Annotated in this window: 22 protein-coding genes; 12 read left to right on the plus strand and 10 right to left on the minus strand. The window is 61.9% G+C overall.

Features of this window, described 5'->3' with window-relative positions; translation table 11 throughout:
* Positions 1-73: 73 nt before the first annotated feature.
* The 5 genes from def to ABI582_RS03995 are packed head-to-tail and all read left to right on the plus strand — an operon-like array spanning position 74 to position 4,603.
* Complete coding sequence (gene def / locus ABI582_RS03975) at positions 74-580, plus strand: peptide deformylase (RefSeq protein ID WP_016497369.1); 507 nt, start codon at positions 74-76, stop codon at positions 578-580.
* Between the two features lie 60 nt (positions 581-640).
* The gene (fmt, locus tag ABI582_RS03980) at positions 641-1,573 is read left to right on the plus strand and encodes a methionyl-tRNA formyltransferase (RefSeq protein ID WP_442118467.1); all 933 of its coding nucleotides are present in this window, start codon (positions 641-643) and stop codon (positions 1,571-1,573) included.
* Positions 1,570-2,880 carry a 16S rRNA (cytosine(967)-C(5))-methyltransferase RsmB gene (gene rsmB, locus ABI582_RS03985; RefSeq protein ID WP_132846300.1) on the plus strand — a complete coding sequence of 437 codons (1,311 nt, stop codon included), beginning with the start codon at positions 1,570-1,572 and terminating at the stop codon, positions 2,878-2,880. Before fmt ends, rsmB begins: the two co-directional genes overlap by 4 nt.
* A 23-nt stretch (positions 2,881-2,903) precedes the next feature.
* Entirely contained in the window at positions 2,904-4,277 is a 1,374-nt protein-coding gene (trkA, locus tag ABI582_RS03990; protein ID WP_019473744.1) for a Trk system potassium transporter TrkA, read from the plus strand.
* Between the two features lie 11 nt (positions 4,278-4,288).
* Positions 4,289-4,603: a hypothetical protein gene (locus ABI582_RS03995; protein WP_442118468.1), complete on the plus strand. Its 315-nt coding sequence runs from the start codon at positions 4,289-4,291 to the stop codon at positions 4,601-4,603.
* Between the two features lie 139 nt (positions 4,604-4,742).
* On the opposite strand, the gene ABI582_RS04000 is transcribed toward ABI582_RS03995, so the two are convergent.
* Positions 4,743-5,630, minus strand: coding sequence for a lysophospholipid acyltransferase (locus ABI582_RS04000; protein ID WP_016489937.1), 888 nt, complete (start codon positions 5,628-5,630; stop codon positions 4,743-4,745).
* A gap of 41 nt (positions 5,631-5,671) precedes the next feature.
* Positions 5,672-6,223 carry a DNA-3-methyladenine glycosylase I gene (locus ABI582_RS04005; RefSeq protein ID WP_258654427.1) on the minus strand — a complete coding sequence of 184 codons (552 nt, stop codon included), beginning with the start codon at positions 6,221-6,223 and terminating at the stop codon, positions 5,672-5,674.
* Between the two features lie 83 nt (positions 6,224-6,306).
* On the opposite strand from ABI582_RS04005, the gene glyQ reads away from it, so the two are divergent.
* The 4 genes from glyQ to ABI582_RS04025 are packed head-to-tail and all read left to right on the plus strand — an operon-like array spanning position 6,307 to position 10,665.
* Entirely contained in the window at positions 6,307-7,254 is a 948-nt protein-coding gene (gene glyQ / locus ABI582_RS04010) for a glycine--tRNA ligase subunit alpha (protein ID WP_012269869.1), read from the plus strand.
* Positions 7,251-9,302, plus strand: a complete 2,052-nt coding sequence (glyS, locus tag ABI582_RS04015; protein WP_442118469.1) for a glycine--tRNA ligase subunit beta — start codon at positions 7,251-7,253, stop codon at positions 9,300-9,302. Before glyQ ends, glyS begins: the two co-directional genes overlap by 4 nt.
* A 3-nt stretch (positions 9,303-9,305) precedes the next feature.
* On the plus strand, positions 9,306-9,833 hold the full coding sequence (gene gmhB / locus ABI582_RS04020) for a D-glycero-beta-D-manno-heptose 1,7-bisphosphate 7-phosphatase (protein ID WP_442118470.1): 528 nt from the start codon (positions 9,306-9,308) through the stop codon (positions 9,831-9,833).
* 46 nt (positions 9,834-9,879) lie between these two features.
* A complete protein-coding gene (locus tag ABI582_RS04025; RefSeq protein WP_019471029.1) occupies positions 9,880-10,665 on the plus strand; it encodes a lysophospholipid acyltransferase family protein in 786 nt (261 codons plus the stop codon).
* A gap of 177 nt (positions 10,666-10,842) precedes the next feature.
* Here the strand turns inward: ABI582_RS04025 and ABI582_RS04030 are convergent, their stop codons facing one another.
* Complete coding sequence (locus ABI582_RS04030; protein WP_442118471.1) at positions 10,843-12,462, minus strand: MFS transporter; 1,620 nt, start codon at positions 12,460-12,462, stop codon at positions 10,843-10,845.
* 97 nt (positions 12,463-12,559) lie between these two features.
* Positions 12,560-14,206, minus strand: coding sequence for a GMC family oxidoreductase (locus ABI582_RS04035; protein WP_229609558.1), 1,647 nt, complete (start codon positions 14,204-14,206; stop codon positions 12,560-12,562).
* 237 nt (positions 14,207-14,443) lie between these two features.
* On the opposite strand from ABI582_RS04035, the gene ABI582_RS04040 reads away from it, so the two are divergent.
* Positions 14,444-15,331, plus strand: coding sequence for a LysR family transcriptional regulator (locus ABI582_RS04040; protein WP_258654424.1), 888 nt, complete (start codon positions 14,444-14,446; stop codon positions 15,329-15,331).
* Here the strand turns inward: ABI582_RS04040 and ABI582_RS04045 are convergent.
* The 3 genes from ABI582_RS04045 to ABI582_RS04055 are packed head-to-tail and all read right to left on the minus strand — an operon-like array spanning position 15,320 to position 18,327.
* Entirely contained in the window at positions 15,320-16,138 is an 819-nt protein-coding gene (locus ABI582_RS04045) for a sulfite exporter TauE/SafE family protein (protein ID WP_442118472.1), read from the minus strand. The genes ABI582_RS04040 and ABI582_RS04045 overlap by 12 nt on opposite strands.
* Positions 16,135-17,403, minus strand: a complete 1,269-nt coding sequence (locus ABI582_RS04050) for an NAD(P)/FAD-dependent oxidoreductase (RefSeq protein WP_174370288.1) — start codon at positions 17,401-17,403, stop codon at positions 16,135-16,137. The genes ABI582_RS04045 and ABI582_RS04050 overlap by 4 nt, the downstream gene beginning before the upstream one ends.
* A gap of 39 nt (positions 17,404-17,442) precedes the next feature.
* Positions 17,443-18,327 carry an MBL fold metallo-hydrolase gene (locus ABI582_RS04055; protein ID WP_338745675.1) on the minus strand — a complete coding sequence of 295 codons (885 nt, stop codon included), beginning with the start codon at positions 18,325-18,327 and terminating at the stop codon, positions 17,443-17,445.
* A 221-nt stretch (positions 18,328-18,548) separates the two neighbouring features.
* On the opposite strand from ABI582_RS04055, the gene ABI582_RS04060 reads away from it, so the two are divergent.
* Positions 18,549-19,847 (plus strand): sigma-54 interaction domain-containing protein, encoded by a 1,299-nt coding sequence (locus ABI582_RS04060; protein ID WP_442118473.1) that lies wholly within the window; start codon positions 18,549-18,551, stop codon positions 19,845-19,847.
* A gap of 163 nt (positions 19,848-20,010) precedes the next feature.
* Complete coding sequence (locus ABI582_RS04065; RefSeq protein WP_338745673.1) at positions 20,011-20,418, plus strand: RcnB family protein; 408 nt, start codon at positions 20,011-20,013, stop codon at positions 20,416-20,418.
* 64 nt (positions 20,419-20,482) lie between these two features.
* Here the strand turns inward: ABI582_RS04065 and gyrB are convergent, their stop codons facing one another.
* The 3 genes from gyrB to dnaN are packed head-to-tail and all read right to left on the minus strand — an operon-like array spanning position 20,483 to position 25,130.
* A complete protein-coding gene (gyrB, locus tag ABI582_RS04070) occupies positions 20,483-22,903 on the minus strand; it encodes a DNA topoisomerase (ATP-hydrolyzing) subunit B (protein ID WP_016497346.1) in 2,421 nt (806 codons plus the stop codon).
* A 4-nt stretch (positions 22,904-22,907) separates the two neighbouring features.
* Positions 22,908-24,011, minus strand: a complete 1,104-nt coding sequence (recF, locus tag ABI582_RS04075; RefSeq protein WP_442118474.1) for a DNA replication/repair protein RecF — start codon at positions 24,009-24,011, stop codon at positions 22,908-22,910.
* Between the two features lie 15 nt (positions 24,012-24,026).
* Entirely contained in the window at positions 24,027-25,130 is a 1,104-nt protein-coding gene (gene dnaN / locus ABI582_RS04080; RefSeq protein ID WP_016497344.1) for a DNA polymerase III subunit beta, read from the minus strand.
* Positions 25,131-25,152: the final 22 nt, after the last annotated feature.

Genomic DNA, 25,152 nt, shown 5'->3' on the forward strand with positions numbered 1-25,152 from the left:
GTGCCGAAATCCCCGTTTCCCTTTATTATGTGTGCTCAGTTTTCAACCGAACGCACAGTGACTGCCTGACCTTATGGCCATCTTGAACATTCTCGAATTCCCGGACCCGCGCCTGCGCACTATCGCCAAACCGGTGACGGAGTTCGACGACGCCCTGCGTCAGCTGATCGACGACATGTTTGAAACCATGTACGAAGCCCCTGGTATCGGCCTGGCCGCCACCCAGGTCAACGTGCACCTGCAGGTCGTGGTCATGGACCTCAGCGAAGACCGCAGCGAGCCGCGCGTCTTCATCAACCCCACCGTCGAAGAACTGACCCACGACATGGGCCAGTACCAGGAAGGCTGCCTGTCGGTGCCCGGCTTCTACGAGAACGTCGACCGCCCGCTGCGGGTACGGGTCAAGGCCCAGGACCGCGACGGCAAGCCGTACGAGCTGGAATGCGAAGGCTTGCTGGCGGTGTGCGTGCAGCACGAATTCGATCACCTCAACGGCAAGCTGTTCGTTGACTACCTGTCGCAGCTCAAGCGCGACCGGATCAAGAAGAAGCTGGAAAAGCAGCACCGCCAGCAAGCCTGATCCCTACCTTCCAGAAGGCTTGCTCCGGCAAGCCTTTTTCTATTTTGAAGCGAGAACTCCATGCGCATCGTCTTTGCAGGCACTCCAGAGTTTGCCGCCGAACACCTCAAGGCCCTGCTCGACAGCCCTTACGAGATCGTGGCCGTCTACACCCAGCCCGACCGCCCGGCCGGCCGTGGCCAGAAGCTGATGCCAAGTGCGGTCAAGGCACTGGCCGTCGCCCATGACATCCCGGTGTTCCAGCCGCAGACCCTGCGCAACGCCGATGCACAGGCCGAACTGGCCGCGCTCAAACCAGACCTGATGGTGGTGGTCGCCTACGGCCTGATCCTGCCGCAGGCAGTGCTGGATATCCCGCGCCTGGGCTGCATCAACAGCCACGCCTCCCTGCTGCCACGCTGGCGCGGTGCCGCGCCGATCCAGCGCGCCGTGGAAGCCGGCGACGCCGAAAGCGGCGTGACCGTGATGCGCATGGAAGCTGGCCTGGACACCGGTCCGATGCTGCTCAAGGTAGTCACCCCGATCAGCGCCGACGACACCGGCGGCACCTTGCACGACCGCCTGGCCGAAATGGGCCCGCCTGCAGTCGTTCAGGCCATTGCCGGGCTGGCCGACGGTTCGCTGCAAGGTGAGGTGCAGGACGATGCCCTGGCTACCTACGCACACAAGCTGAACAAGGACGAGGCACGCATCGACTGGACCCGCCCTGCCGTTGAGCTGGAGCGCCTGATCCGCGCCTTCAACCCGTGGCCGGTGTGCCACAGCACCCTCGATGGCGAAAGCGTGAAGGTGCTGGCCGCCAACTTGTCCACAGGCAAGGGCGCCCCGGGCGAAATCCTGTCCGCCAGCAAGGACGGCCTGGTCGTTGCGTGCGGCGACCTGGCGCTGAGCCTGACCCGCCTGCAACTGCCCGGCGGCAAGGCGCTTAACTTCAGCGACCTGTTCAACAGCCGCCGCGAGAAGTTCGCCGCCGGCAAGGTGCTGGGCCAATGAACCCACGTCTCGCCGCCGCCCGTGCCCTTGCCGCTGTGCTCAGTGGCAAGGCCTCGCTGAACAGCTCGCTGCCCGCACAACTGGACAAGGTCGATGAACGCGACCGTGGCCTGACCCAGGACCTGGCGTTCGGCACCGCACGCTGGCAGCCTCGCCTCGACCTGCTGGCCGCGCAACTGCTGCAAAAACCTTTCAAGGCCGCCGACGCCGATGTGCAGGCGCTGCTGCTGGTCGGCCTGTACCAGTTGTTCTACACCCGCATTCCGGCCCACGCCGCCATCGGCGAAACCGTGGGCTGTGCCGACAAGCTGAAAAAGCCGTGGGCCAAGGGCCTGCTCAATGCCGTGCTGCGCCGCGCCCAGCGCGAAGGCGAAGAACTGCTCGCCGGCATGGAGCGCGACCCAGTGGTACGCACCGCCCACCCGCGCTGGTTGCAAAAGGCGCTGAAAGCCTTTTGGCCAGAGCAGTGGGAAGCCATTTGCGCCGCCAACAACGCCCACCCGCCGATGATACTGCGGGTCAACCGCCGTCATCACAGCCGCGATGCCTACCTGGCACTGCTGGCCGAAGCGGGCATTGGCGCCAGCGCCTGCCAGTACAGCCGTGACGGCATCGTGCTGGCCGAGGCCTGCGACGTGCGCGGCCTGCCAGGCTTTGCCGAGGGTTGGGTGAGCGTGCAGGACGAAGCCGCGCAGTTGTCTGCCGACCTGCTCGAACTGGCCCCTGGCCAGCGCGTGCTGGACGCCTGTTGCGCCCCGGGTGGCAAAACCTGCCACCTGCTGGAGGCCGAAGCCGGCCTGGCGCAGATGGTGGCCATCGACCTCGAAGCTAAGCGCCTGACCCGCGTGCGCGAGAACCTCGACCGCCTGCAACTGGACGCCGAGCTGATCGCCTGCGATGCCCGCGACACCGCCAGCTGGTGGGACGGCAAGCCGTTCCAGCGCATCCTGCTCGACGCGCCGTGTTCGGCCACCGGCGTAATTCGCCGCCACCCGGACATCAAGCTGACCCGCCAGGCCGACGACATCCCGGCCCTGGCAACGCTGCAAGGCGAGCTGCTCGATGCCCTGTGGCCGACACTGGAAGTAGGCGGCATGCTGCTGTACGCCACCTGCTCCAGCCTGCCGACCGAGAACACCGAAGTGATCGGCGCCTTCCTTGCCCGCACCCCGGGCGCCCGTGAGCTGGACCTGGCCACCGAGGCCGGCCTGCGCCAGCCCCACGGCCGCCAGTTGCTGGCCCAGGAAGGCGGCCACGACGGCTTCTACTATGCCAAGCTGATCAAGATCGCCGCCTCTCGCGGATAAGTACAAACGGTAGGGAGTAGCGGATGAAGATCATCATCCTCGGCGCAGGGCAGGTAGGCGGTACGCTGGCAGAGCACTTGGCCAGCGAAGCCAACGACATCACCGTGGTCGACACCGATGGCGAGCGCTTGCGCGACCTCGGTGACCGCCTGGACATCCGTACCGTGCAGGGCCGTGGCTCGCTGCCGACGGTGCTGCGCCAGGCCGGTGCCGACGACGCCGACATGTTGGTGGCAGTGACCAACAGCGACGAAACCAACATGGTCGCCTGCCAGGTGGCCTATTCGCTGTTCCACACCCCGACCAAGATCGCCCGGGTGCGTGAATCGTCTTACCTCACCCGCGAGGAGCTGTTCCACAACGACCATATCCCGGTTGATGTGCTGATCAGCCCCGAGCAGGTGGTGACCAACTACATCAAGCGCCTGATCGAGCACCCAGGCTCGCTACAGGTGATCGACTTCGCCGAAGGCAAGGCCCAGCTGGTAGCGGTGAAGGCCTACTACGGCGGCCCGCTGGTCGGCCAGCAACTGCGCCAGATCCGTGCGCACATGCCCAACGTCGACACCCGCGTGGCAGCCATCTTCCGCCGCGACCGGCCGATCACCCCACGTGGCGACACCGTGATCGAAGCTGACGACGAAGTGTTCTTCATCGCCGCCAAGAAGGACATCCGCGCGGTGATGGGCGAGCTGCGCCGCATCGACGAGACCAACAAGCGCATCGTCATCGCCGGCGGTGGGCAGATCGGCGAACGCCTGGCCGAAGCCATCGAGAGCCGCTATCAGGTGAAGATCATCGAGATGAACCCGGCGCGCTGCCGGCACCTCTCCGATACCCTGGAAAGCACTGTGGTGCTGCAGGGCAGCGCCTCGGACAAGGACCTGATGCTCGAAGAGAACATCGCCGACGCCGACATCTTCCTGGCCCTGACCAACGATGACGAAGCCAACATCATGTCGTCGCTGCTGGCCAAGCGCCTAGGCGCGGGCAAGGTGATGACCATCATCAACAACCCGGCCTATGTCGACCTGGTGCAGGGCGGTGATATCGACATCGCCATCAGCCCGCAGCTGGCCACCATCGGCACGCTGCTGGCGCACGTGCGCCGGGGCGACATCGTCAGCGTTCACTCGCTGCGCCGTGGTGCGGCCGAGGCCATCGAGGCGGTGGCACACGGGGACGCGAAGTCGAGCAAGGTGGTTGGCAAAGCCATCGAAGACATCGCCCTGCCGCCGGGTACCACCATCGGCGCCATCATCCGGGACGAAGAGGTGATGATCGCCCACGACGCCACCAGGATCGAATCGGGTGACCATGTGATCCTGTTCGTTGTGGATAAAAAACACATTCGGGATGTGGAAAAGCTGTTCCACGTTGGCTTGAGTTTCTTCTAGGAGAAGAGGGCATGCGCGAATCGCTGGAGAAAATGCTGGCCAAGGGTGTGGATAACCCGCTGCTGAGGTTTGGCTTGGGCAAGGCCTGGCTGGATGAAGGCAACGGCGCTGAAGCGGCGGTGCACCTGGCACGCTGTGTGGAGCAGGATTCCAAGTATTCCGCGGCGTGGAAGCTGCTGGGCAAGGCGCATCAGTTGCAGGGTGACCTGGCAGCGGCGCGCAAGGCCTGGGAAGACGGGATCGTGGCGGCGCAGGCCCATGGGGACAAGCAGGCCGAGAAAGAGATGACTGTGTTCCTGAAGAAACTCAATAAAGCAGCAGGTTGACGCGGTCCCTGTGGGAGCGGGTTCACCCGCGAATGCGTCGGTGAAGCCAACATTGCATTCGCGGGTAAACCCGCTCCCACAGAGTCCCTGCTACAGCAGCCAGAATTGCATTCAGCCTGCTGTAAGAGCAGTGGATAACTCAATACCAGCGCGGCTCGCCAGCCGGGCGCTTCTTGAAGCGCTTCATGCTCCACATGTACTGGCTCGGGTACTCGCGCACATAGCGCTCGACCACCTTGCTCATCGCCGCCGCCGACTCGGTCACATCGGTGCTGTACATCGCTTCCGGCGCTGCTTCCAGGATCACCCGAAAGCCCGAACCATCCGGCAGCCGCAGCGCATGCAGGAATACCCCCACAGCCTTGCCACCGGCCAGCATGTTCGGCACGAACTTGCTGGTCAGCGCCTGGGTACCCAGGAACGGCACGAACACCCCTGCCGATTCCGCCGGCTCAGGGTCGGCGGGGATGCCTACCTGGCCACCACGGCGCACTTCCTTGATGACGCTGAGGATGCCTTCCTTGGTCGAAGGCGCCACGCGGTTGCCCATCTGCACGCGCTGCTCACGCAGCAGGTCATCCACCGCTTTGAGCTTCGGCGGGCGGTAGAAGATGATCGGTTTGCACTGGTTGCAGTAGAAGTGGTTCAGCACTTCCCAGTTGCCCAGGTGGCTGGTGATTCCCACCACGCCCTTGCCCGAGGCCAGGGCCTGCTCCAGCACTTCCAGGCCGTGCACTTCCTTGACCAGCTCCAGCGAACGCTGCGGCGGCCAGATCCAGGCACAGGCACTTTCGACGAAGGACTTGCCGATATCCCGCAGCGCCTGGCCAACCAGCTGCTCACGGGCAACCGGGTCCATCTCCGGGAAACACTTGGCCAGGTTGATCCGCACCACGTTGCGCGAACCGTTGGGGACCTTCCACATCAGCCAGCCAATACCCGCGCCCACGCGCTGTACAGCGCCCCAGGGCAGCTTGGCAAACAGGCGCAGCACCCCGACCATCAGGGCGCCCTTGAACTTTTCCACAGGCGAATTCCTTATTTCAGCAAGGCGCGCATTGTAACCCCTCAGCGCAACAAGGCGGCGTAGCGATCGCAATCGGTGGTGTGGTCCATGACCATGCCGGTGGCCTGCATGAAGGCGTAGCAGATGGTCGGGCCGACAAAGGTGAAGCCGGCTTTCTGCAGCGCCTTGCTCATGGCCTTGGCTTCGTCGGTGACAGCCGGCACGTCGCCGCGCACTTCGAAGTGGTTGATCTTCGGCTCGCCGCCAACGAACGACCATAGCCATTCGGCCGGGTTATCCACAGCCAGCCAGGCCTGGGCATTGCGCCGCGCAGCCTTGAGCTTGAGGCGATTGCGGATGATGCCAGCATCCTGCATCAGTTCTTCGATACGTTCGTCATTCATGGCGGCCAGTTGTACCGGGTCGAAGCCGTACATCACCTGGCGATAACGCTCGCGTTTGCGCAAAACGGTTATCCACGAAAGCCCGGCCTGGAACCCTTCGAGCAAAAGCATCTCGAAGAGCAACGCCGGGTCACGCTGTGGCGTTCCCCATTCCTGGTCGTGGTAGGCCTGGTACAACGGATCGTCGGTACACCAAAAGCAGCGTGGCATAAGGCTCCAATGAGTAGAGGGCGAGGCGAATCAGGTTATACTCCCGCTCTTTACATCCGCATCCCCAGATACAGGTGAATTTCGTGAGCCAGCCTACGCCAGCCGTGCGTACCTTCCAAGACCTGATCCTCGCCCTGCAGAACTACTGGGCAGCTCAAGGTTGTGTGGTGCTTCAGCCCTACGATATGGAAGTAGGCGCCGGCACTTTCCATACCGCCACGTTCCTGCGCGCCGTCGGCCCAGAGACCTGGAACGCCGCCTACGTGCAGCCTAGCCGTCGCCCTGCCGACGGGCGGTATGGCGAAAACCCAAACCGCCTGCAGCACTACTACCAGTTCCAGGTCGTGCTCAAGCCCAACCCGGCCAACTTCCAGGAGCTGTACCTCGGCTCGCTGAAAGCCATCGGCCTGGACCCGCTGGTGCACGACATCCGCTTCGTCGAAGACAACTGGGAATCGCCGACCCTCGGCGCCTGGGGCCTGGGCTGGGAAATCTGGCTCAACGGCATGGAAGTCACCCAGTTCACCTACTTCCAGCAAGTGGGCGGTATCGAGTGCTACCCGGTCACCGGTGAAATCACCTACGGCCTGGAGCGCCTGGCCATGTACATCCAGGGCGTCGACTCGGTGTACGACCTGGTATGGGCCGACGGCCCGTTCGGCAAGGTCACCTACGGCGACGTGTTCCACCAGAACGAAGTGGAGCAGTCGACCTACAACTTCGAACACGCCAACGTCGACAAGCTGTTCGAACTGTTCGACTTCTACGAAAGCGAAGCCAACCGCCTGATCAAGCTGGATCTGCCGTTGCCGACCTACGAAATGGTCCTGAAGGCCTCGCACACCTTCAACCTGCTGGACGCCCGCCGCGCCATCTCGGTAACCGAGCGCCAGCGTTACATCCTGCGTGTACGTACCCTGGCCCGGGACGTGGCGCAAAGCTATCTGCAAGCCCGCGCACGCCTGGGCTTCCCGATGGCCACCCCTGAACTGCGTGACGAAGTGTTGGCTAAGCTGGAGGCTGCACAATGAGTGCTCAAGATTTCCTGGTAGAACTGGGCACCGAAGAGCTGCCACCCAAAGCCCTGGCCACCCTCGGCGACGCCTTCCTGGCCGGCATCGAGAAAGGCCTGCAGGCCGCTGGCCTGAACTACACCGGCAAGCAGGTGTACGCGGCGCCGCGCCGCCTGGCCGTGCTGATCCGCCAGCTGGACGTGCAGCAGCCCGACCGCAGCATCAATATCGACGGCCCGCCCCTGCAGGCTGCTTTCAAAGACGGCGAGCCGACCCAGGCTGCTCTTGGCTTTGCCAAGAAATGCGGTGTAGATCTGTCGGAAATCGACCAGAGCGGCGCCAAGCTGCGCTTCTCCCAGCATATCCCGGGCAAGTCCACCGTCGGCTTGCTGCCAACCATCGTCGAAGATTCGCTCAACGACCTGCCAATTCCCAAGCGCATGCGCTGGGCGGCCAGCCGTGAAGAGTTCGTGCGCCCGACCCAATGGCTGGTGATGCTGCTGGGCGACCAGGTGGTCGACTGCACCATCCTGTCGCAGAAAGCCGGCCGTGAATCCCGTGGCCACCGCTTCCACCACCCGGAAAACGTGGTCATCACCACCCCGGCCAACTACGTCGAAGACCTGCGCAAAGCCTACGTGCTGGCCGACTTCGCCGAGCGCCGCGAGCTGATCAGCAAGCGTACCGCCGAGCTGGCCATGCAGCAGGAAGGCACCGCCATCGTGCCGCCTGCGCTGCTGGATGAAGTGACCGCCCTGGTCGAATGGCCAGTGCCGCTGGTGTGCTCGTTCGAGGAACGTTTCCTCGATGTGCCACAAGAAGCCCTGATCACCACCATGCAGGACAACCAGAAGTACTTCTGCCTGCTGGACAGCGAAGGCAAGCTGCTGCCGCGCTTCATTACCGTGGCCAACGTCGAGAGCCGCGATCCGAAGCAGATCGTGCAAGGCAACGAGAAGGTCGTGCGCCCACGCCTGACCGACGCCGAGTTCTTCTTCAAGCAGGACAAGAAGCAGCCGCTGGAAACCTTCAACGAGCGCCTGAAAAACGTGGTGTTCCAGGCTCAGCTGGGCACGGTGTACGACAAGGCCGAGCGGGTTTCCAGACTGGCTGCGTTCATTGCCCCGCTGATCGGCGGCGACGCCCAGCGCGCCGGTCGTGCCGGCCTGCTGTCCAAATGCGACCTGGCCACCGAAATGGTTGGCGAATTCCCAGAAATGCAGGGTGTTGCCGGTTACTACTACGCGCTCAACGATGGTGAGCCGCAGGACGTCGCCCTGGCCCTGAACGAGCAGTACATGCCGCGCGGTGCTGGCGCCGAGCTGCCGCAGACCCTTACGGGTGCTGCCGTGGCCATCGCCGACAAACTCGACACCCTGGTTGGCATCTTCGGCATCGGCATGCTGCCCACCGGTAGCAAGGACCCGTACGCCCTGCGCCGTGCCGCCCTAGGCGTGCTGCGCATCCTGATCGAGAAGCAGCTGGACCTGAACCTGACTGGTGCGGTCGAGTTCGCAGTCAAGCAGTTCGGCGCCAAGGTCAAGGCCGCCGGCCTGGCCGAACAGGTACTGGAATTCATCTTCGACCGCCTGCGTGCGCGTTACGAAGACGAAGGCATCGACGTGGCCACCTACCTGTCGGTGCGTGCACTGCAGCCAGGCTCGGCCCTGGACTTCGACCAGCGCGTACAGGCAGTGCAGGCCTTCCGCAAGCTGCCAGAAGCCGAAGCTTTGGCCGCGGTGAACAAGCGTGTATCGAACCTGCTGAGCAAGGCCGAAGGCGCCATCGCCGAACAGGTCGAGCCAAAGTACTTCGACAACGCCAACGAGTTCTCCCTGTACTCGGCCATCCAGCAGGCCGACCAGGCCGTGCAACCGATGGCTGCTGCACGCCAGTACAGTGAATCGCTGGCCCGCCTGGCGGCCCTGCGTGACCCGGTCGACGCCTTCTTCGAGGCGGTGATGGTCAACGCTGAAGACGCCAAAGTACGCGCCAACCGTTATGCCCTGCTCAGCCGCCTGCGCGGCCTGTTCCTGGGCGTGGCCGACATTTCGCTGCTGGGGTAAGCCTTGAAACTGCTGATTCTCGACCGTGACGGGGTCATCAACCATGACTCCGACGCCTACATCAAGACGCTGGAAGAATGGGTGCCGATCCCTGGCTCGGTCGAGGCCATTGCGCAGTTGAGCAAAGCGGGCTGGACGGTGGCCGTGGCCACTAACCAGTCCGGCATTGCCCGTGGCTATTACACACTGGCAACCCTGGAAGCCATGCACGCACGCCTGCGCGCGCTGGTGGCGGAGCAGGGTGGCGAGGTGGGCCATATCGTGTATTGCCCGCACGGGCCGGACGAAGGCTGCGATTGCCGCAAGCCAAAGCCTGGCATGCTGGTGGCGATTGCCGAGCATTACCGGGTCGCCCTGCAAGGCGTCTGGTTCGTCGGTGACAGCAAAGGTGACCTGGAGGCCGCCCTGGCCGTCGGTGCACAACCCGTGTTGGTAAAAACCGGCAAGGGCGAGCGGACCCTGGAAAAAGGCGTCCCTGAAACTACACTGATTTTCGACGATCTGGCAGCTATCGCCAGAGAACTAATTTAAACAGTGCGCCTTCGGGCGCATTTTTCTCAGGCGGGCATGCCCCGCAATGGTACAAGCCACTATGTCGATCCTGCAGGCGATCAGAATCTTTCTTTTTTACCTGCTGCTGGGCACCAGTTCGCTGCTGTGGTGCTCGCTGAGCTTCTTCATCGCGCCGTTCCTGTCGTTCCCCAAGCGCTACAGGTTCATCAACGTGTACTGGTGTCGCTGCGCGCTGTTCCTGGTGCGCACCATTCTCGGCATTGACTACAAGGTCACCGGCGCCGAGAACGTGCCGAATGAGCCCTGTGTGATTCTGTCCAACCACCAGAGCACCTGGGAAACCTTCTTCCTTTCCCAGTACTTTTCGCCGCTGAGCCAGGTGCTCAAGCGCGAGCTGCTGTACGTGCCGTTCTTCGGCTGGGCCATGGCCATGCTGCGGCCGATCGCGATCAACCGCGACAACCCCAAGGAAGCGTTGCGCCAGGTGGCGAGCAAAGGCGACGAGCTGCTCAAGCAGAAGACTTGGGTGCTGATCTTTCCGGAAGGCACCCGCGTGCCGTACGGCACCGTGGGCAAGTTCTCCCGCGGCGGTACCGCGTTGGCCGTGAATGCCGGGCTGCCGGTGCTGCCGATTGCCCACAATGCCGGCAAGTTCTGGCCGAAGACCGGGTGGGGCAAGCGTGCAGGCACCATCGAAGTGGTGATTGGCGAGCCGATGTACGCCAATGGCACCGGGCCACGTGCCATCGCCGAACTCAACGACCGCGCTGCAGCGTGGAACGAAGCCACCCAACGGGCCCTGGGTTCGCTGCCGCCAGCCGATGAAAAAACCCAACAGCAGACGGCTTGATGATCTGTGGATAACTTGTGAGCAGTTTTTCCATCAAATGCTTGAAGTGAACGCTAAGTAGTTGAATTAGCTGTTTATTTCTACGTGTGACATTTTTCTTAAAATCGTGCATAAGTTTTTTTGGGGCATAAAAAAACCGGCTTTTACAGCCGGTTTTTTTGTGCCCTGTGAACAGCATCAGACCTTGTCGAGATCCACGTCTTTGGTCTCTTTAAGGCAGAAAATCCCCACGACCAAACTGATCCCGGTCACCAGCACCGGGTACCACAGCCCGTAGAAGATATCCCCGGTATACACCACCAGCGCGAACGACACGGTTGGCAGGAAGCCGCCGAACCAGCCATTGCCAATATGGTAGGGCAGGGACATCGAGGTGTAGCGGATGCGGGTCGGGAACAGTTCGACCATCACGGCCGCCAGCGGGCCATAGGTCATGGTCGCGATCAGAATCATCGCCACGATCAGCACCACCACCATTACCTGGTTGACCTGCCCTGGGTCGGCCTTGGCCGGGTAGCCAGCCTGCTCCACTGCGGTGCGCATGGCCGCTTCGTCATAGCCATTGATGGTCTTCTCACCAATGTTGACCACCACATCACTGCCGGCCACGCTCACCGAGCTGTACGGCAGGCCCTGCTTGACCAGGAACGTCTTGACCTTGTCGCACGGGCTGTCGAAACGCGCCTTGCCCACCGGGTCGAACTGGAAGGTGCAGCTTTGCGGGTCGGCGGTGACCACGATCGGCGCCTGCCGGCTGGCGGCGTCGATCTGAGGGTTTGCGTAGTGGCTCAGCGCCTTGAACAGCGGGAAGTACAGCACCGTGGCCAGCAGCAGGCCGAGCATCAGGATCGGCTTGCGGCCAATGCGGTCCGACAACCAGCCGAAGAACACGAAGAACGGCGCCCCAATCACCACACTGATGATCAGCAGGGTGTTGGCCTGGGCCGGGTCCATTTTCAGCATCTGGGTCATGAAGAACAGCACGTAGAACTGCGCCGTGTAGAACGTCACGGCTTGCCCGGCGTTGATGCTGAACAGTGCGGTCAGCACCACTTTCAGGTTCGGCCAGGAGGTGAACGACTCACGGATCGGCGACTTGCTGACCTTTCCCTGGGCCTTCATTTTTACGAAGGCCGGCGACTCGTGCATGCTCATGCGGATCCAGGTGGAGATGGCCAGCAGCACGATCGACAGCAGGAACGGCAAGCGCCAGCCCCAGGTTTCGAACTGGTCGCCACTGATGTAGCGGCTGCCCAGCACCACCAGCAGCGACAGCAACAGGCCAAGGGTGGCGGTGGACTGGATGAAACCGGTGTAGAAGCCCCGTTTGCCCTGGGGCGCATGCTCGGCCACATAGGTGGCAGCACCGCCGTACTCACCGCCCAGCGCCAGCCCCTGCAGCATGCGCAGGATCACCAGGATGATCGGTGCGGCAATGCCGATGCTGGCATAGGTGGGCAACAGCCCCACGGCGAAGGTGGACAGGCCCATCAGCACGATGGTGACCAGGAAGGTGTACTTGCGCCCGATCATGTCGCCCAGGCGGCCGAACACCAATGCACCGAAAGGCCGCACCAGAAAGCCGGCGGCGAAGGCCATGAGGGCGAAGATGAAGGCGGTGGTGTCGTTCACCCCAGCAAAGAACTGCTTGCTGATGACCGCTGCCAGCGCTCCGTAGAGAAAAAAGTCATACCACTCGAAAACCGTCCCGAGGGATGACGCGAAAATGATCTTGCGTTCTTCACGGCGGCTGGGGCTGCTGGCCACCGCATCCTGTTCCTGGATGTAATCCGACATCGTTGCTGTCCTCGGCCCGCAGGCCACAGTGATTATTCTTTTTGTTCCACTGTCGGCGGCTTCTGACCGCGAGCCGCCGGTGTTGCATGCTCCCGGGTCAGGGGGTCGGTATTGCGTCTTCGTTCAAGTAGGTCTGGGTAGCGGCTCCTTTGAGGATCAATTGCGCCGCCTTCTCGGCGATCATCAGGGTCGGTGAACAGGTATTACCGGAGGTGATCTGCGGCATGATCGAGGCATCGGCCACGCGCAAACCGGGGATGCCGTGTACGCGCAGCTGGTTATCCACAACGTCCAGGGCACCGCTGCCCATGCGGCAGGTACCCACCGGGTGGAAGATGGTGGTGCCAATCTTGCCGGCTGCCTCAAACAGCTCTTGCTCGGTTTGCAGGGCTGGGCCTGGCAGGTATTCCTTGGGGTCGAACGCTGCAAGGGCAGGGGCCTGCACGATGCGCCGGGTGAGGCGGATGGCATCGGCGGCCACGCGCAGGTCCTGTGGGTCGCTGAGGTAGTTGGGGTCGATCAGCGGCGTGCTGTTCATGTCGGTGCTGCTGATATCGATACGCCCGCGGCTTACCGGGCGCAGGTTGCACACCGATGCGGTAAAGGCCGGGAACGGGTGCAGCGGCTCACCGAAGCGCTCCAGTGACAGGGGCTGTACGTGATACTGCAGGTTGGCGGTGGCCTGTTCCGGGCCCGAGCGCACGAACGCGCCCAGCTGGCTCGGCGCCATGGCCAGCGGGCCGCTGCGGTCATAGAGGTAGCGCAGGCCCATGCCCATCTTGCCCCAGAGGCTGTTGGCCATCTGGTTCAAGGTGCGGGTGTTGCGGATCTGGTAGATCAGGCGCAGTTGCAGGTGGTCCTGAAGGTTGCCACCCACGCCCGGCATATCGTGGCGTACACCAATGCCCAGGCTTTCCAGCAGCTGGCGCGGGCCGATGCCGGAGCGTTGCAGAATACCGGGTGAACCAACGGCGCCGGCGCAGAGGATGATTTCGCGACGCGACGCAAACTCGTGCCAGGCGCCTTGCCAAAATGCTTTCACGGCCCGCGCCCGGGTGTTGTTGAGCAGTACCTGGTCAACCTGAACTCCGGTCAGCACGGTGAGGTTGGCGCGGTCCTTTATCGGCCTCAGGAAAGCTTTGGATGCGTTCCAGCGTACGCCGCTGCGCTGGTTGACCTGAAAGTATCCACAGCCCTGGTTGTCGCCGGTGTTGAAGTCGTCGACCTTGCCGATGCCGCTTTGTTCGGCGGCATCACGGAAAGCATCGAGGATCGGCCAGCTGTAGCGCTGGCGCTCGACGCGCCATTCGCCGTCGCCGCCGTGGTGCTCACTGGCGCCGGCGAAGTGGTTTTCGCTGGCCTTGAACAGCGGCAGCACGTCCTTCCAGGCCCAGCCGTCATTGCCTTGCTCGGCCCAGCGGTCATAGTCGGCCGCCTGGCCGCGCATGTAGATCATGCCGTTGATCGAGGAACAGCCACCGAGCACCTTGCCACGTGGGTAGCCCAAGGCGCGACCGCCAAGGCCGGGCTGTGCCTCGGTCTTGAAGCACCAGTCGGTACGGGGGTTGCCGATGCAGTAGAGGTAACCGACGGGTATGTGAATCCAGGGGTAGTTGTCGCGGCCACCTGCTTCCAGCAGCAAAACGCGGCAGGAAGGGTCGGCGGACAAACGGTTGGCCAGCAGGCAACCGGCGGGACCGGCCCCTACGACCACGTAGTCGAAGACAGAATCGGCTGATGGCATGTGCAACCTCGCGCCCGTTTTTTATTCTTGTCCCGATCCATCTTAGTGCGTAATTTCGTGGGTGAAACACGAGATTTCGCGCAGCCGTTGTGCGTTTTAGCACAGGGGTAAGTCTTACCGGCCTCTTCGCGGGTAAACCCGCTCCCACAGGTTCGGCGCTACTTCTAAAGGCGGCGCTGTCCCTGTGGGAGCGGGTTTACCCGCGAAAGGGCCGGACGAACAGCCACAAGGATCAGCATGTTCGACTGGAACGATCTGCGGTTTTTCCTCGAGTTGCAGCGCAGCGGCAGGCTGCTTACCGCCGCCAAGCGCCTCAACACTACCCACAGCACCGTGGCCCGGCACATCGAGAGCATCGAGCAAAGCCTGGGCACTGCGCTGTTTGTACAGCATGCCCAGGGTTACGAGCTGACGCCCTCCGGCCAAGCCCTGCTCAAACACGCCGAAGCCATGGAAAACGTCGCGCTGTTGGCACAGGAAGAAATCACCCAGGCCATCACCCCGTTGGGCAAGATTCGCCTAGGGGTGACCGAAGGCATCGGCATCATGTTTTTCACCCCACGCATGAACGCGTTGTTCGAGCGCTACCCGGGCCTGGAGGTAGAACTGGTGGCGGTGCCGCGCTTTGTCAGCATCCTCAACCGCGAAGCGGAAATCAGCATTCACCTGGAACGGCCCAACGCCGACCTGTTGATAACCCGCAAGCTCACCGACTACCGCCTGGCGCTGTACGCCAGCCAGGGCTACCTGGACCGCGCGCCGCCGTTGTGCAACCGCGAAGACCTGGCCAGGCACAATTGGATCGGCTACGTCGACGACCTGCTGTTCAGCCAGGAGCTGCTGTTTCTCAACAGCTTCTGCCGGGCACCCACCGTGGTGTTTCGCAGCACCAGCGTCATTGCCCAGCAAGCTGCCGCCCGCGCCGGGCTAGGCATCGCCGTACTGCCCAACTACATGGCGCGCCACGACCCGACACTGGTGCGCGTGCTGCCGGGTGAGACCATCCAGCGCAGCTACTGGATATGCACCCGCCGTGAGCTGCACAAGTCTGTGCGCCTGCGGGTGGTGTGGGACTACCTGCTGGCATTGTGTGCGGCCCAACAGGACGAGTTGCTAGCCCAATAGCGCCTTGCCAGCCAGTAACGCTGCCGCCCCCCAACCGGCGATGGCAAACAGCTGCTGCAAGCGCGGCCCAGCCAGCCTGGCCGCCAATGGCCGCGCCAGCAACAGGCCGAGCACCGCACCGACGGCAAACGGGGCGCCGACCTGCCAGTGCATGACGCCGGCAAGGCTGGCGCTGACCACACTGCCGGTGGACACCAGTGCGATCACCGCCAGCGAGGTGGACACGATGCTGGCCATGCGCAGATTGGTATAGCGGTTCAGGGCCGGGATGATGACAAAACCACCGCCAACCCCGAGCAGACCCGACAGCAACCCAGACAAAGCACCGGTAAATGCCAGGGCTCGCGCGCAGGGCAGGGTCCAGCGCAAGCGGCCTTGCAACGGGTTCAGCACACAAGGTTCGATGTAGCGATGGGCGTCATTGGCCTCACCGCGCAGTTCCTTGGCAGCCTTGCGCCAGATCCGCAGGCAGGCATAAACCAGTACCCCGGCGAATACCAACTGCAACGGTGTATTCGGCAGACGGTGCGCCAGCATCAGCCCGAACGGCGCCGCCGCTACACCGATCAGCGCAATAAACAGCGCCGCCCGATAACGCACCAACCCCTGACGCAGCCCCAGCACTGCGCCAACCGCCGCCGCCATGCCTACGGCCAACAGGCCGACCGGTGCAGCCTCGACCATCGACAGCCCCAGGCCGAACACCAGCAAGGGCACAGCAAGGATGCCACCGCCGGCGCCGGTCAACGCCAGCACCGCACCGATGATCGCGCCCAGGCCGGCCCCCAACAATTGATGTTCGATCACTGGCCACCCTCGGCTACCAGCTGCGGGCGCGCCAGCCACTCGCGGCCCTTGAGCATGCCTTGCCAGTACAGCGGCGGCAGCGCCTGCGCCTTGAGCAACCAGGCCAGACGCGTCGGCTTGCGGCCATCCAGCAACCAACTGGGAAAGCTCGGTGCCAGTTTGCCGCCATAGGTGAACTCGGCCAGGACGATCTTGCCGCGCTCTACCGTCAGCGGGCACGAACCATAGCCATCGTACTGGGCGAGGGTGGGCAGCCGGCCCAATGCCACCAGCACGTTGTTGGCCACGACCGGCGCCTGCTTGCGGGCCGCTGCGGCGGTCTTGGCATTGCTGGTATTGGCCACGTCACCCAGGGCATGGATGTTGGTGTACTTGCGATGGCGCAGGGTATGCGGATCGACATCGACCCAGCCACCATTATCGGCCAACGGGCTTTCGCGAATAAACGCCGGCGCCACTTGCGGCGGTACCACATGGAGCATGTCAAAAGCCTCGATGCGCGTTTCGCTGCTGCCATCGGGCAGGGTGCGCACGAAGGTGGCGCGCTTGTTCGGGCCATCCACGGCAACCAGCCGGTGGGAGAAATTGAGGTCCACCGCGTATTTTTCGATGTACTTCATCAGCGCGGGCACATAGTCCGCCACACCGAACAAGACTGCACCGGCATTGAAGAAGCTGGCTTTCACCGCACCAAGATGGCCGTTGCGCAACCAGTGGTCGCAAGACAGGTACAGCGCCTTTTGCGGCGCGCCCGCACATTTGATCGGCATGGGCGGCTGGCTGAACACGGCGCGGCCTTGCTTGAGTTTCTGCACCAGCTCCCAGGTGTAGGGCGCGAGGTCGTAGCGGTAGTTGGAGGTGACACCGTTGCGGCCCAGGGTTTCGCTGAGCCCATCGATGGCCGCCCAGTCCAGCGTGAGCCCGGGGCAGACCACCAGCTGTTCGTAGCTGATGGCGCGGCCGTCCTCAAGGATGACCAGTTGGCCCAGAGGGTCGAAACCCTGCACCCGCGCCTTGACCCAGCGCACACCGCGCGGGATGGTCGAGGCCATGGTGCGGGCGGTACTCGGTGCCGTGAATACACCGGCACCGACCATGGTCCAGCCGGGTTGGTAGTAATGCACGTCGGCAGGGTCGATCAAGGCAACGTCCAGCGATGGGTCACGGCTGACCAGGCTGGAAGCGGTGGCGATACCAGCGGCACCGGCACCGACGATGACGACTTTGTGGTGGTCGGTATTGGCAGGGGACAACAAGGCAGGCATGGCGGTAAATCCTGGAAATCTGATTATGGGGCAGGGCGGTTACAGCTTGTTCAGCGGGATTTTCAGATAGCTCACGCCATTCTCTTCTGGCGCGGGGAGCTGGCCGCTGCGCATGTTCACCTGCACCGAAGGCAGGATCAGCACCGGCATGTCGAGGGTCTTGTCACGGGCTTCGCGCATGGCGACGAAACTGTCCTCGTCGACGCCTTGGTGAATATGAATGTTGCTGGCGCGCTGCTCGGCCACGGTGGTGACGTACTGCATGTCGCGGCCACCTGGCAGGTAGTCGTGGCACATGAACAGCCGGGTCTGGTCGGGGAAAGCCAGCAGACGACGGATAGAGCGATACAGGGTACGGGCATCGGCCCCAGGGAAGTCGCAGCGGGCAGTACCGTAGTCGGGCATGAACAGGGTGTCACCCACAAACACCGCGATCTCGCCGGCGTCTTCGATCATGAAACTCATGCACGCGGGCGTGTGCCCGGGGGTGTGCATTGCCCGGGCGTGCAGGTTGCCGATGCGGAACCCTTCCTCATCTTCGAGCAGCACATCGAACTGGCTGCCATCACGGGCGAAGCCAGGCTCTGCATTGAACAACGCGCCGAATACTTTCTGCACCTGGGTGATGTGCGCGCCGATCGCGGTGTGGCCGCCCAACTTTTCCTTCAGGTAGGCGGCCGCTGAAAGATGGTCAGCGTGTACATGGGTTTCCAGCACCCAGCGCACGCTGGCATTCAACTCGGTCACGCGCTCGATCAGGCGATCCGCCGAAGCGGTGCAGGTGCGCCCGGACTTGGGGTCGTAATCCAGCACACTGTCGATCAACGCGCATTGCCGGGTTTCACGGTCCATGACCAGATAGCTGATGGTCGAGGTCGCCTCATCGTAAAAGGCGTCCACGTGCAGGTTGTTGCCGATGATCATCACGTTCTCCAATTAATCCGCCCCACCTTGTAAGGCGTAGGCAGTGACAGGAGGTTTATCAAGATGCATGCCAGGCTTTGCAGCGCGCTTGCGCCAATGAAACCGGTCCGTCACAGGCAGCTGGCAGCACTGGTGGCAGAACATGTGGCAGTCGACTGTCAGCCAATGGCAGTGTTTGGCAGTCCTTGTTACGCTGCCCCGGTCATCCAAACGGTGCCGTCATGCCTGAAGCCCATCCCCTCATCCTAGCTCTGGTTTCCTACCTTGAGCACGATGCCCTGCCGGCAATCGTGCTGGACACCGACTACAACATCCTGGCCGCCAACGCCGCCTATCGCCGTCAGTTCGGCCGTGATGACCAGGCACCGCTGGGTGAGAAGTGTCACAAGGTCTCGCACCACTATGCCGTACCGTGCGACCAGGCCGGTGAGCATTGCCCCCTGCGCAAGGCGTGGGACAGCAAGGTGCCCGAACGCGTGCTGCATGTTCATCACACACCACGCGGCCCCGAGCATGTCGATGTCGAGCTGCGCCCGATTCTGGATGAACAGGGCAGGGTGGTGGCCTTTGTCGAACGCCTGACCACCATCACCCTCGCGTCAGCGCAACCTCAGGAGCAAGGCCTGGTCGGCCGCGCCCCAGCTTTCAAGGCTGCCTTGGCCAGCCTGCAACGTGCGGCGCCAGCGCAGATCCCGGTGCTGCTGCAGGGTGAGTCCGGTAGCGGTAAAGAACTGTTCGCCCGTGCGGTGCACATGGGCAGCCCCAGAGCAAACGGCCCCCTGGTGGTGGTGGACTGCACTGGCCTGACGGAGTCGTTGTTCGAAAGCGAGTTGTTCGGTTATGAGAAAGGCGCGTTCACCGGTGCCAACCAACGCAAGATCGGCTTGGCTGAGGCAGCCCATGGCGGCACCCTGTTCCTCGACGAAATTGGCGAAGTACCGCTGGCAATGCAGGTGAAGCTGCTGCGTCTGATCGAGTCTGGCAGCTTCCGCCCGGTGGGCAGCCTGCGCACGGTGCATTCGGATTTCCGCCTGGTATCGGCCACCCACAAGCCGCTCAAACAGATGGTGGCGGACGGCACCTTCCGTGAAGACCTGTATTACCGTATCAGCGGCTTTCCGATTCGCCTGCCGGCATTGCGTGAGCGGGTAGAAGACCTGCCGCTGCTCGCGCAGAGCCTGCTGCAGCGCATGGCCACGGCCGGCAAGCCAACGCCCAGGCTGAGTGACGATGCCTTGCAGCAACTTGGGTTGCATGCGTTTCCGGGCAATATCCGCGAACTGCGCAACATACTGGAAAGGGCGCGTCTGTTTGCCGATGACGGGCTGATTCGACCTGAGCACTTACCGGAAGATATCGGGCCGGTGGCAGCGCTGAGAGGAAGCGGCCGTCGTAATGACTTGGGTGAGCTGGCGCAGGCGCTGGAACAGTTCAAGGGCTCGCGTAGCGAACTTGCCAGCCATCTTGGCATGAGTGAACGCACGCTCTATCGCCGCTTGAAGGCCCTGGGGCTGAATTAACGAATATCGGCAAACGCTCCACGGTGTTCGCCCCACCTGCACCTTTACCCGACCTTTACCTCTGCCCTTACATTAAACGGCTAGAACCGTGGTCTGATTGGTTAACCGCACCCGGTACCCAGACAGTGACAACCGGGCGTTAATAGGCAGAGGACCGCAACACATGAAGAAAACCCTAACCGTGATCTGCGCCGCGCTCATGTTCAGCGCACCGTTGGCCAGCTTCGCGCAGCCGGGCCCACCCGACCGACATGATGGCGGCCCATCGCACCAAGGCAACTCGCCGCATGGTCAGCCGCAGCAACAGGGCCGACATGACAATGGCCGAGGTCCTGCTTACCGTGATCCGAACTTCCGTCCACAAAAAGGCATGCCGGTACCTCATCAGCAATGGCAGCGTGGTCATGCCGTGGACCCGCATTACCGTGGTGACCGTTACTGGGTGACCGACTGGAAAGCGCGCCACCTGTATGCGCCACCGCGTGACCACCGTTGGCTGTATGTGAACGGTGACTATGTGTTGATGTCGATCGCCAGTGGCAGGATCGTGAACATTCTTACCGGCTACTGATTTTTTGCAGACACTAAAAAGCCCGCATCAGCGGGCTTTTTAGTGCCTGTCGATTTAGACCTGATCAGAAGTCCAGGTTCGACACCGACAACGCGTTGCTTTCGATGAACTCACGACGCGGCTCGACTGCATCACCCATCAGGGTGTTGAAGATCTGGTCAGCAGCGATTGCATCTTCGATCGTGACCTTGAGCATACGGCGAACGGTCGGGTCCATGGTGGTTTCCCACAGCTGGTCCGGGTTCATCTCACCCAGCCCTTTGTATCGCTGGATGGTGTGACGCTTGGTGGTCTCGTTCATCAGCCAGTCCAGGCCTTCCTTGAACTCGACGATTGCCTTGCGGCGTTCACCACGTTGTACGTAAGCACCTTCACCCAACAGGCTGGAGAGCTTGGCACCGATGTTGACGACTGTCCGATAGTCATTGCTGCCAAAGAAGTCACGGTTGAACGTGATGTAGCTGGCCAGGCCGTGGGAGGTGATTTCCACTTCCGGCAGCCATACGTTGCGTTCTTTGTCTTCACGCAGGCTGGCGTTGTAAGCCAGGCCAGACTTCTGGCTGGAGTTCAGACGCTCCTGCAGCTTGGCCAGCCAGGCTTGCATCACCGCGTGGTCACCCAACTGCTCCAGGGTCACCTCAGGCAGGTAGACGAAGTGCTCGGTCAGCTCTTCCGGGTACAAGCGCGACAGGCGCTTGAGGGTCTTCATGACACTACGGAATTCGTTCACCAGGCTTTCCAGCTGCACGCCAGAAACCGCTGGTGCCGACTCGTCCAGGTGCAGGCTTGCGTCTTCCAGGGCCGACTGGGTCATGTATTCTTCCATGGCCTCGTCGTCCTTGATGTACTGCTCCTGCTTGCCTTTTTTCACCTTGTACAGTGGAGGCTGGGCAATGTAGATGTAGCCGCGCTCGACCAGCTCCGGCAACTGACGGAAGAAGAAGGTCAGCAGCAGGGTACGGATGTGCGAACCGTCAACGTCAGCATCGGTCATGATGATGATGTTGTGATAACGCAACTTGTCGATGTTGTACTCTTCGCGGCCGATACCACAGCCAAGCGCAGTGATCAGCGTGCCTACTTCCTGGGACGAGATCATCTTGTCGAAGCGTGCTTTCTCGACGTTCAGGATCTTACCCTTCAGCGGCAAGATCGCCTGGGTACGACGGTTACGACCTTGCTTGGCCGAGCCACCTGCGGAGTCACCCTCCACCAGGTACAGTTCGGAAAGGGCAGGGTCCTTCTCCTGGCAGTCCGCCAACTTGCCTGGCAGGCCGGCGATATCCAGCGCACCTTTGCGGCGAGTCATCTCGCGGGCTTTACGTGCTGCTTCACGCGCACGAGCAGCGTCGATCATCTTGCCAACGACGGCCTTGGCCTCGTTCGGGTTTTCCAGCAGGAAGTCGGAGAAGTACTTGTTCATCTCCTGTTCCACGGCGGTTTTCACCTCCGAGGAAACCAGCTTGTCTTTGGTCTGCGAGCTGAACTTGGGGTCCGGTACTTTCACCGAGATGATCGCGGTCAGGCCTTCACGGGCGTCGTCACCCGTGGTCGCCACCTTGTTCTTCTTGGCCAGGCCTTCCTGTTCGATGTAGCTGTTCAGGCTACGGGTCAGCGAAGAACGGAAGCCCACCAAGTGGGTGCCACCGTCGCGCTGTGGAATGTTGTTGGTGAAGCACAGCAGGTTTTCGTTGAAGCTGTCGTTCCACTGCAGAGCAACTTCCACGCCCACGCCGTCTTCACGCTGAACGCTGAAGTGGAACACCTGGGAGTTGACTGGCGTCTTGTTGGTGTTCAGGTACTCGACGAACGCACGCAGGCCGCCTTCGTACTTGAAGAACTCTTCCTTACCGCTGCGCTCATCCTTCAGCAAAATGCCAACGCCCGAGTTGAGGAACGACAACTCGCGAATACGCTTGGCCAGGATGTCCCAGCTGAAGTGAATATTCTTGAAGGTCTCAGCCGACGGCTTGAAGTGGATGTGGGTACCGGTGGTTTCGCTTTCACCGACAACAGCCATCGGCGCTTGTGGTACGCCGTGAACGTAGGTCTGCTCCCAGATCTTGCCGCTACGGCGAACGGTCAGCACGAGCTTCTCGGACAGGGCGTTCACAACAGAAACACCTACGCCGTGCAAGCCGCCAGATACCTTGTAGGAGTTATCGTCGAACTTACCGCCGGCGTGCAGTACGGTCATGATGACCTCGGCTGCGGAAACGCCTTCTTCTTTATGCACGTCGACCGGAATGCCGCGACCATTGTCGCGCACGCTGATGGATTCGTCCGTGTGGATGATGACGGTGATGTCATCGCAGTGACCGGCGAGGGCTTCGTCGATCGAGTTGTCGACCACCTCGAAGACCATGTGGTGCAGGCCGCTACCATCATCGGTGTCGCCAATGTACATGCCGGGACGCTTGCGTACGGCATCCAAACCTTTCAGCACCTTGATGCTGGAGGAGTCGTACGTTTGATTTTCGCTCATGCCTTCACTCCCGATGGTCGTGGGTCTGGGTGATACGGCCTTGTTCCACGTGGAACAAAGCAACTGGCGTTTCCGTCTGCCAGCCTTCCCTCAGTAATTCGTGATCTACACAGGTGATGAACACCTGGCAGCGTAATTCTTCAAGCAAGCGGCACAGCGCGCGGCGATGCTTGTCGTCCAGTTCGGACGGCAAGTCATCCACGAGATAAATACAGTTACCGCGACGAGCCTGGCTGACGAGGTGGCCTTGGGCAATGCGCAATGCGCACACCACCAGCTTTTGCTGACCACGCGACAGGATGTCGGCCGCGTTATTGGCAGCCAGACGAAGACGCAGATCAGCACGCTGCGGACCGGCCTGTGTATGGCCCATCTGCTGATCGCGAAGGAGAGAGGATGCGAGTACTTCTTGCAGTTCCCGGTCCTTGTCCCAGCCTCGGTAGTAGCTCAGGGTCAACCCGTCCAGCTCGACCAGTTCGCTCAGGGTTCGCTCGAAGACAGGCTTCAAGGCCTTGATGTAGTTGCGACGGTATTCATCTATTTCCGCGCTGGCCAGGCACAATTCCCGGTCCCAGGCGGCTTGCGAAGCTGCGTCAAGTGTACCATGACGCAACCATGAGTTCCGCTGCCTCAGCGCCTTCTGCAGCCGTTGCCAGGCTGGCAAAAAACGAGGTTCCACGTGGAACACACCCCAATCCAGGAACTGGCGGCGTATTTTCGGGGCACCTTCCAACAGCCGGAAACTGTCTGGGTTGATCAGCTGCAGCGGTAACAGTTCCGCCAGCTGGGCGGCGCTACGTGCATTTTGCCCATCGATGCGTATGGTGAATTCTCCCTGCCGCTCTCGGGATACACCCAGGTTGCTGGTGCCACCATCAGCCAACTGCACTTCGCCAAATACGGTACAGGCAGGCTGTTCGTACTGGATAACCGGGTTCAGGCGGGTGCTGCGAAATGACCGCGCCAGCCCGAGCAAGTGCACAGCTTCAAGCACACTGGTCTTGCCACTGCCGTTGGCGCCGTAAAGGATATTGATGCGGGGGGAGGGCGAGAGGGTCACCGGGTGCAAGTTGCGCACCGCGGTGACCATGATCCGTCGAAGGGACATTGCGCCTGCTACAGGTTACAGGCGCATCGGCATGACAACGTAGGAAGAATCGTCATTGCCAGCTTCCTGCAGCAGCGCACTGCTGTTGGAGTCGGACAGGATCAGACGAACTTGCTCGGTAGTCATCACGCCCAGCACGTCCAGCAGGTAGCTGACGTTAAAGCCGATTTCCAGCGAGCTACCTTCGTAGTCCACGCTGATCTCTTCTTCAGCTTCTTCCTGCTCGGGGTTGTTGGCCTGGATTTTCAGTTGGCCAGCAGCCAGTTGCAGGCGAATACCGCGGTACTTTTCGTTGGAAAGAATCGCAGTACGGCTGAAGGCTTCACGCAGAGCCTGGCGATCACCGACCACCAGCTTGTCGCCGCCCTTGGGCAGTACACGCTCATAGTCCGGGAACTTGCCATCTACCAGCTTGGAGGTGAAGGTGAATTCACCGGTTGTGGCGCGAATGTGGTGCTGGCCCAGGACGATGCTGACCATGCCTTCCGGGTCGGTAAGCAGGCGGGCCAGTTCCAGGATACCTTTGCGTGGCACGATGACCTGATGGCGATCTTCCTGCTCGATCGGCGCGGTCATGGAGCACAGCGCCAGGCGGTGGCCGTCAGTGGAAACTGCGCGCAGGGTGTTACGGGAAACCTCCAGCAGCATGCCGTTGAGGTAGTAGCGCACATCCTGCTGGGCCATGGCGAAGCTGGTGCGCTCGATCAGACGGCGCAGCTTGCTCTGTTCCAGGTTGCAGGTCAGCGAACCCGGGCCTTCTTCCACAGTCGGGAAGTCATTGGCTGGCAGGGTCGACAGGGTGAAGCGGCTGCGACCGGCCTTCACCAACAGTTTCTGCTCGTCGACCTTGATATCGATCAGGGCGTCGTTCGGCAGGCTTTTACAAATGTCCATCAGCTTGCGCGCCGGCACAGTGATTTCGCCAGGCTCGGCTGGCTCTTCCAGTTGTACGCGGCCTACCAGTTCGACTTCCAGGTCGGTACCGGTCAACGACAGTTGCTGGCCTTGTACGACCAGCAATACGTTGGACAGGACCGGCAAGGTCTGACGGCGCTCTACGACACCGGCGACCAGTTGCAGGGGTTTCAACAGGGCTTCGCGTTGAATGGTGAAATGCATGGTCTAGTCCCTTGCCTTCAAT

Origin of the sequence: Pseudomonas sp. SAS7 (assembly GCF_052112345.1) — a bacterium.
Taxonomy (GTDB): domain Bacteria; phylum Pseudomonadota; class Gammaproteobacteria; order Pseudomonadales; family Pseudomonadaceae; genus Aquipseudomonas; species Aquipseudomonas putida_Q.

Excerpts from the sequence above, each read along its gene's own strand:
- recF (WP_442118474.1), bottom strand. The coding sequence starts at position 24,011 with ATGTCCCTTCGACGGATCATGGTCACCGCGGTGCGCAACTTGCACCCG.
- ABI582_RS04030 (WP_442118471.1), bottom strand. The coding sequence starts at position 12,462 with ATGTCGGATTACATCCAGGAACAGGATGCGGTGGCCAGCAGCCCCAGC.
- ABI582_RS04050 (WP_174370288.1), bottom strand. The coding sequence starts at position 17,403 with ATGCCTGCCTTGTTGTCCCCTGCCAATACCGACCACCACAAAGTCGTC.
- fmt (WP_442118467.1), top strand. The coding sequence starts at position 641 with ATGCGCATCGTCTTTGCAGGCACTCCAGAGTTTGCCGCCGAACACCTC.
- rsmB (WP_132846300.1), top strand. The coding sequence starts at position 1,570 with ATGAACCCACGTCTCGCCGCCGCCCGTGCCCTTGCCGCTGTGCTCAGT.
- ABI582_RS03995 (WP_442118468.1), top strand. The coding sequence starts at position 4,289 with ATGCGCGAATCGCTGGAGAAAATGCTGGCCAAGGGTGTGGATAACCCG.
- trkA (WP_019473744.1), top strand. The coding sequence starts at position 2,904 with ATGAAGATCATCATCCTCGGCGCAGGGCAGGTAGGCGGTACGCTGGCA.
- ABI582_RS04025 (WP_019471029.1), top strand. The coding sequence starts at position 9,880 with ATGGTACAAGCCACTATGTCGATCCTGCAGGCGATCAGAATCTTTCTT.
- def (WP_016497369.1), top strand. The coding sequence starts at position 74 with ATGGCCATCTTGAACATTCTCGAATTCCCGGACCCGCGCCTGCGCACT.
- ABI582_RS04035 (WP_229609558.1), bottom strand. The coding sequence starts at position 14,206 with ATGCCATCAGCCGATTCTGTCTTCGACTACGTGGTCGTAGGGGCCGGT.
- ABI582_RS04040 (WP_258654424.1), top strand. The coding sequence starts at position 14,444 with ATGTTCGACTGGAACGATCTGCGGTTTTTCCTCGAGTTGCAGCGCAGC.
- ABI582_RS04005 (WP_258654427.1), bottom strand. The coding sequence starts at position 6,223 with ATGCCACGCTGCTTTTGGTGTACCGACGATCCGTTGTACCAGGCCTAC.
- ABI582_RS04055 (WP_338745675.1), bottom strand. The coding sequence starts at position 18,327 with ATGATCATCGGCAACAACCTGCACGTGGACGCCTTTTACGATGAGGCG.
- dnaN (WP_016497344.1), bottom strand. The coding sequence starts at position 25,130 with ATGCATTTCACCATTCAACGCGAAGCCCTGTTGAAACCCCTGCAACTG.
- gyrB (WP_016497346.1), bottom strand. The coding sequence starts at position 22,903 with ATGAGCGAAAATCAAACGTACGACTCCTCCAGCATCAAGGTGCTGAAA.
- ABI582_RS04060 (WP_442118473.1), top strand. The coding sequence starts at position 18,549 with ATGCCTGAAGCCCATCCCCTCATCCTAGCTCTGGTTTCCTACCTTGAG.
- glyS (WP_442118469.1), top strand. The coding sequence starts at position 7,251 with ATGAGTGCTCAAGATTTCCTGGTAGAACTGGGCACCGAAGAGCTGCCA.
- ABI582_RS04065 (WP_338745673.1), top strand. The coding sequence starts at position 20,011 with ATGAAGAAAACCCTAACCGTGATCTGCGCCGCGCTCATGTTCAGCGCA.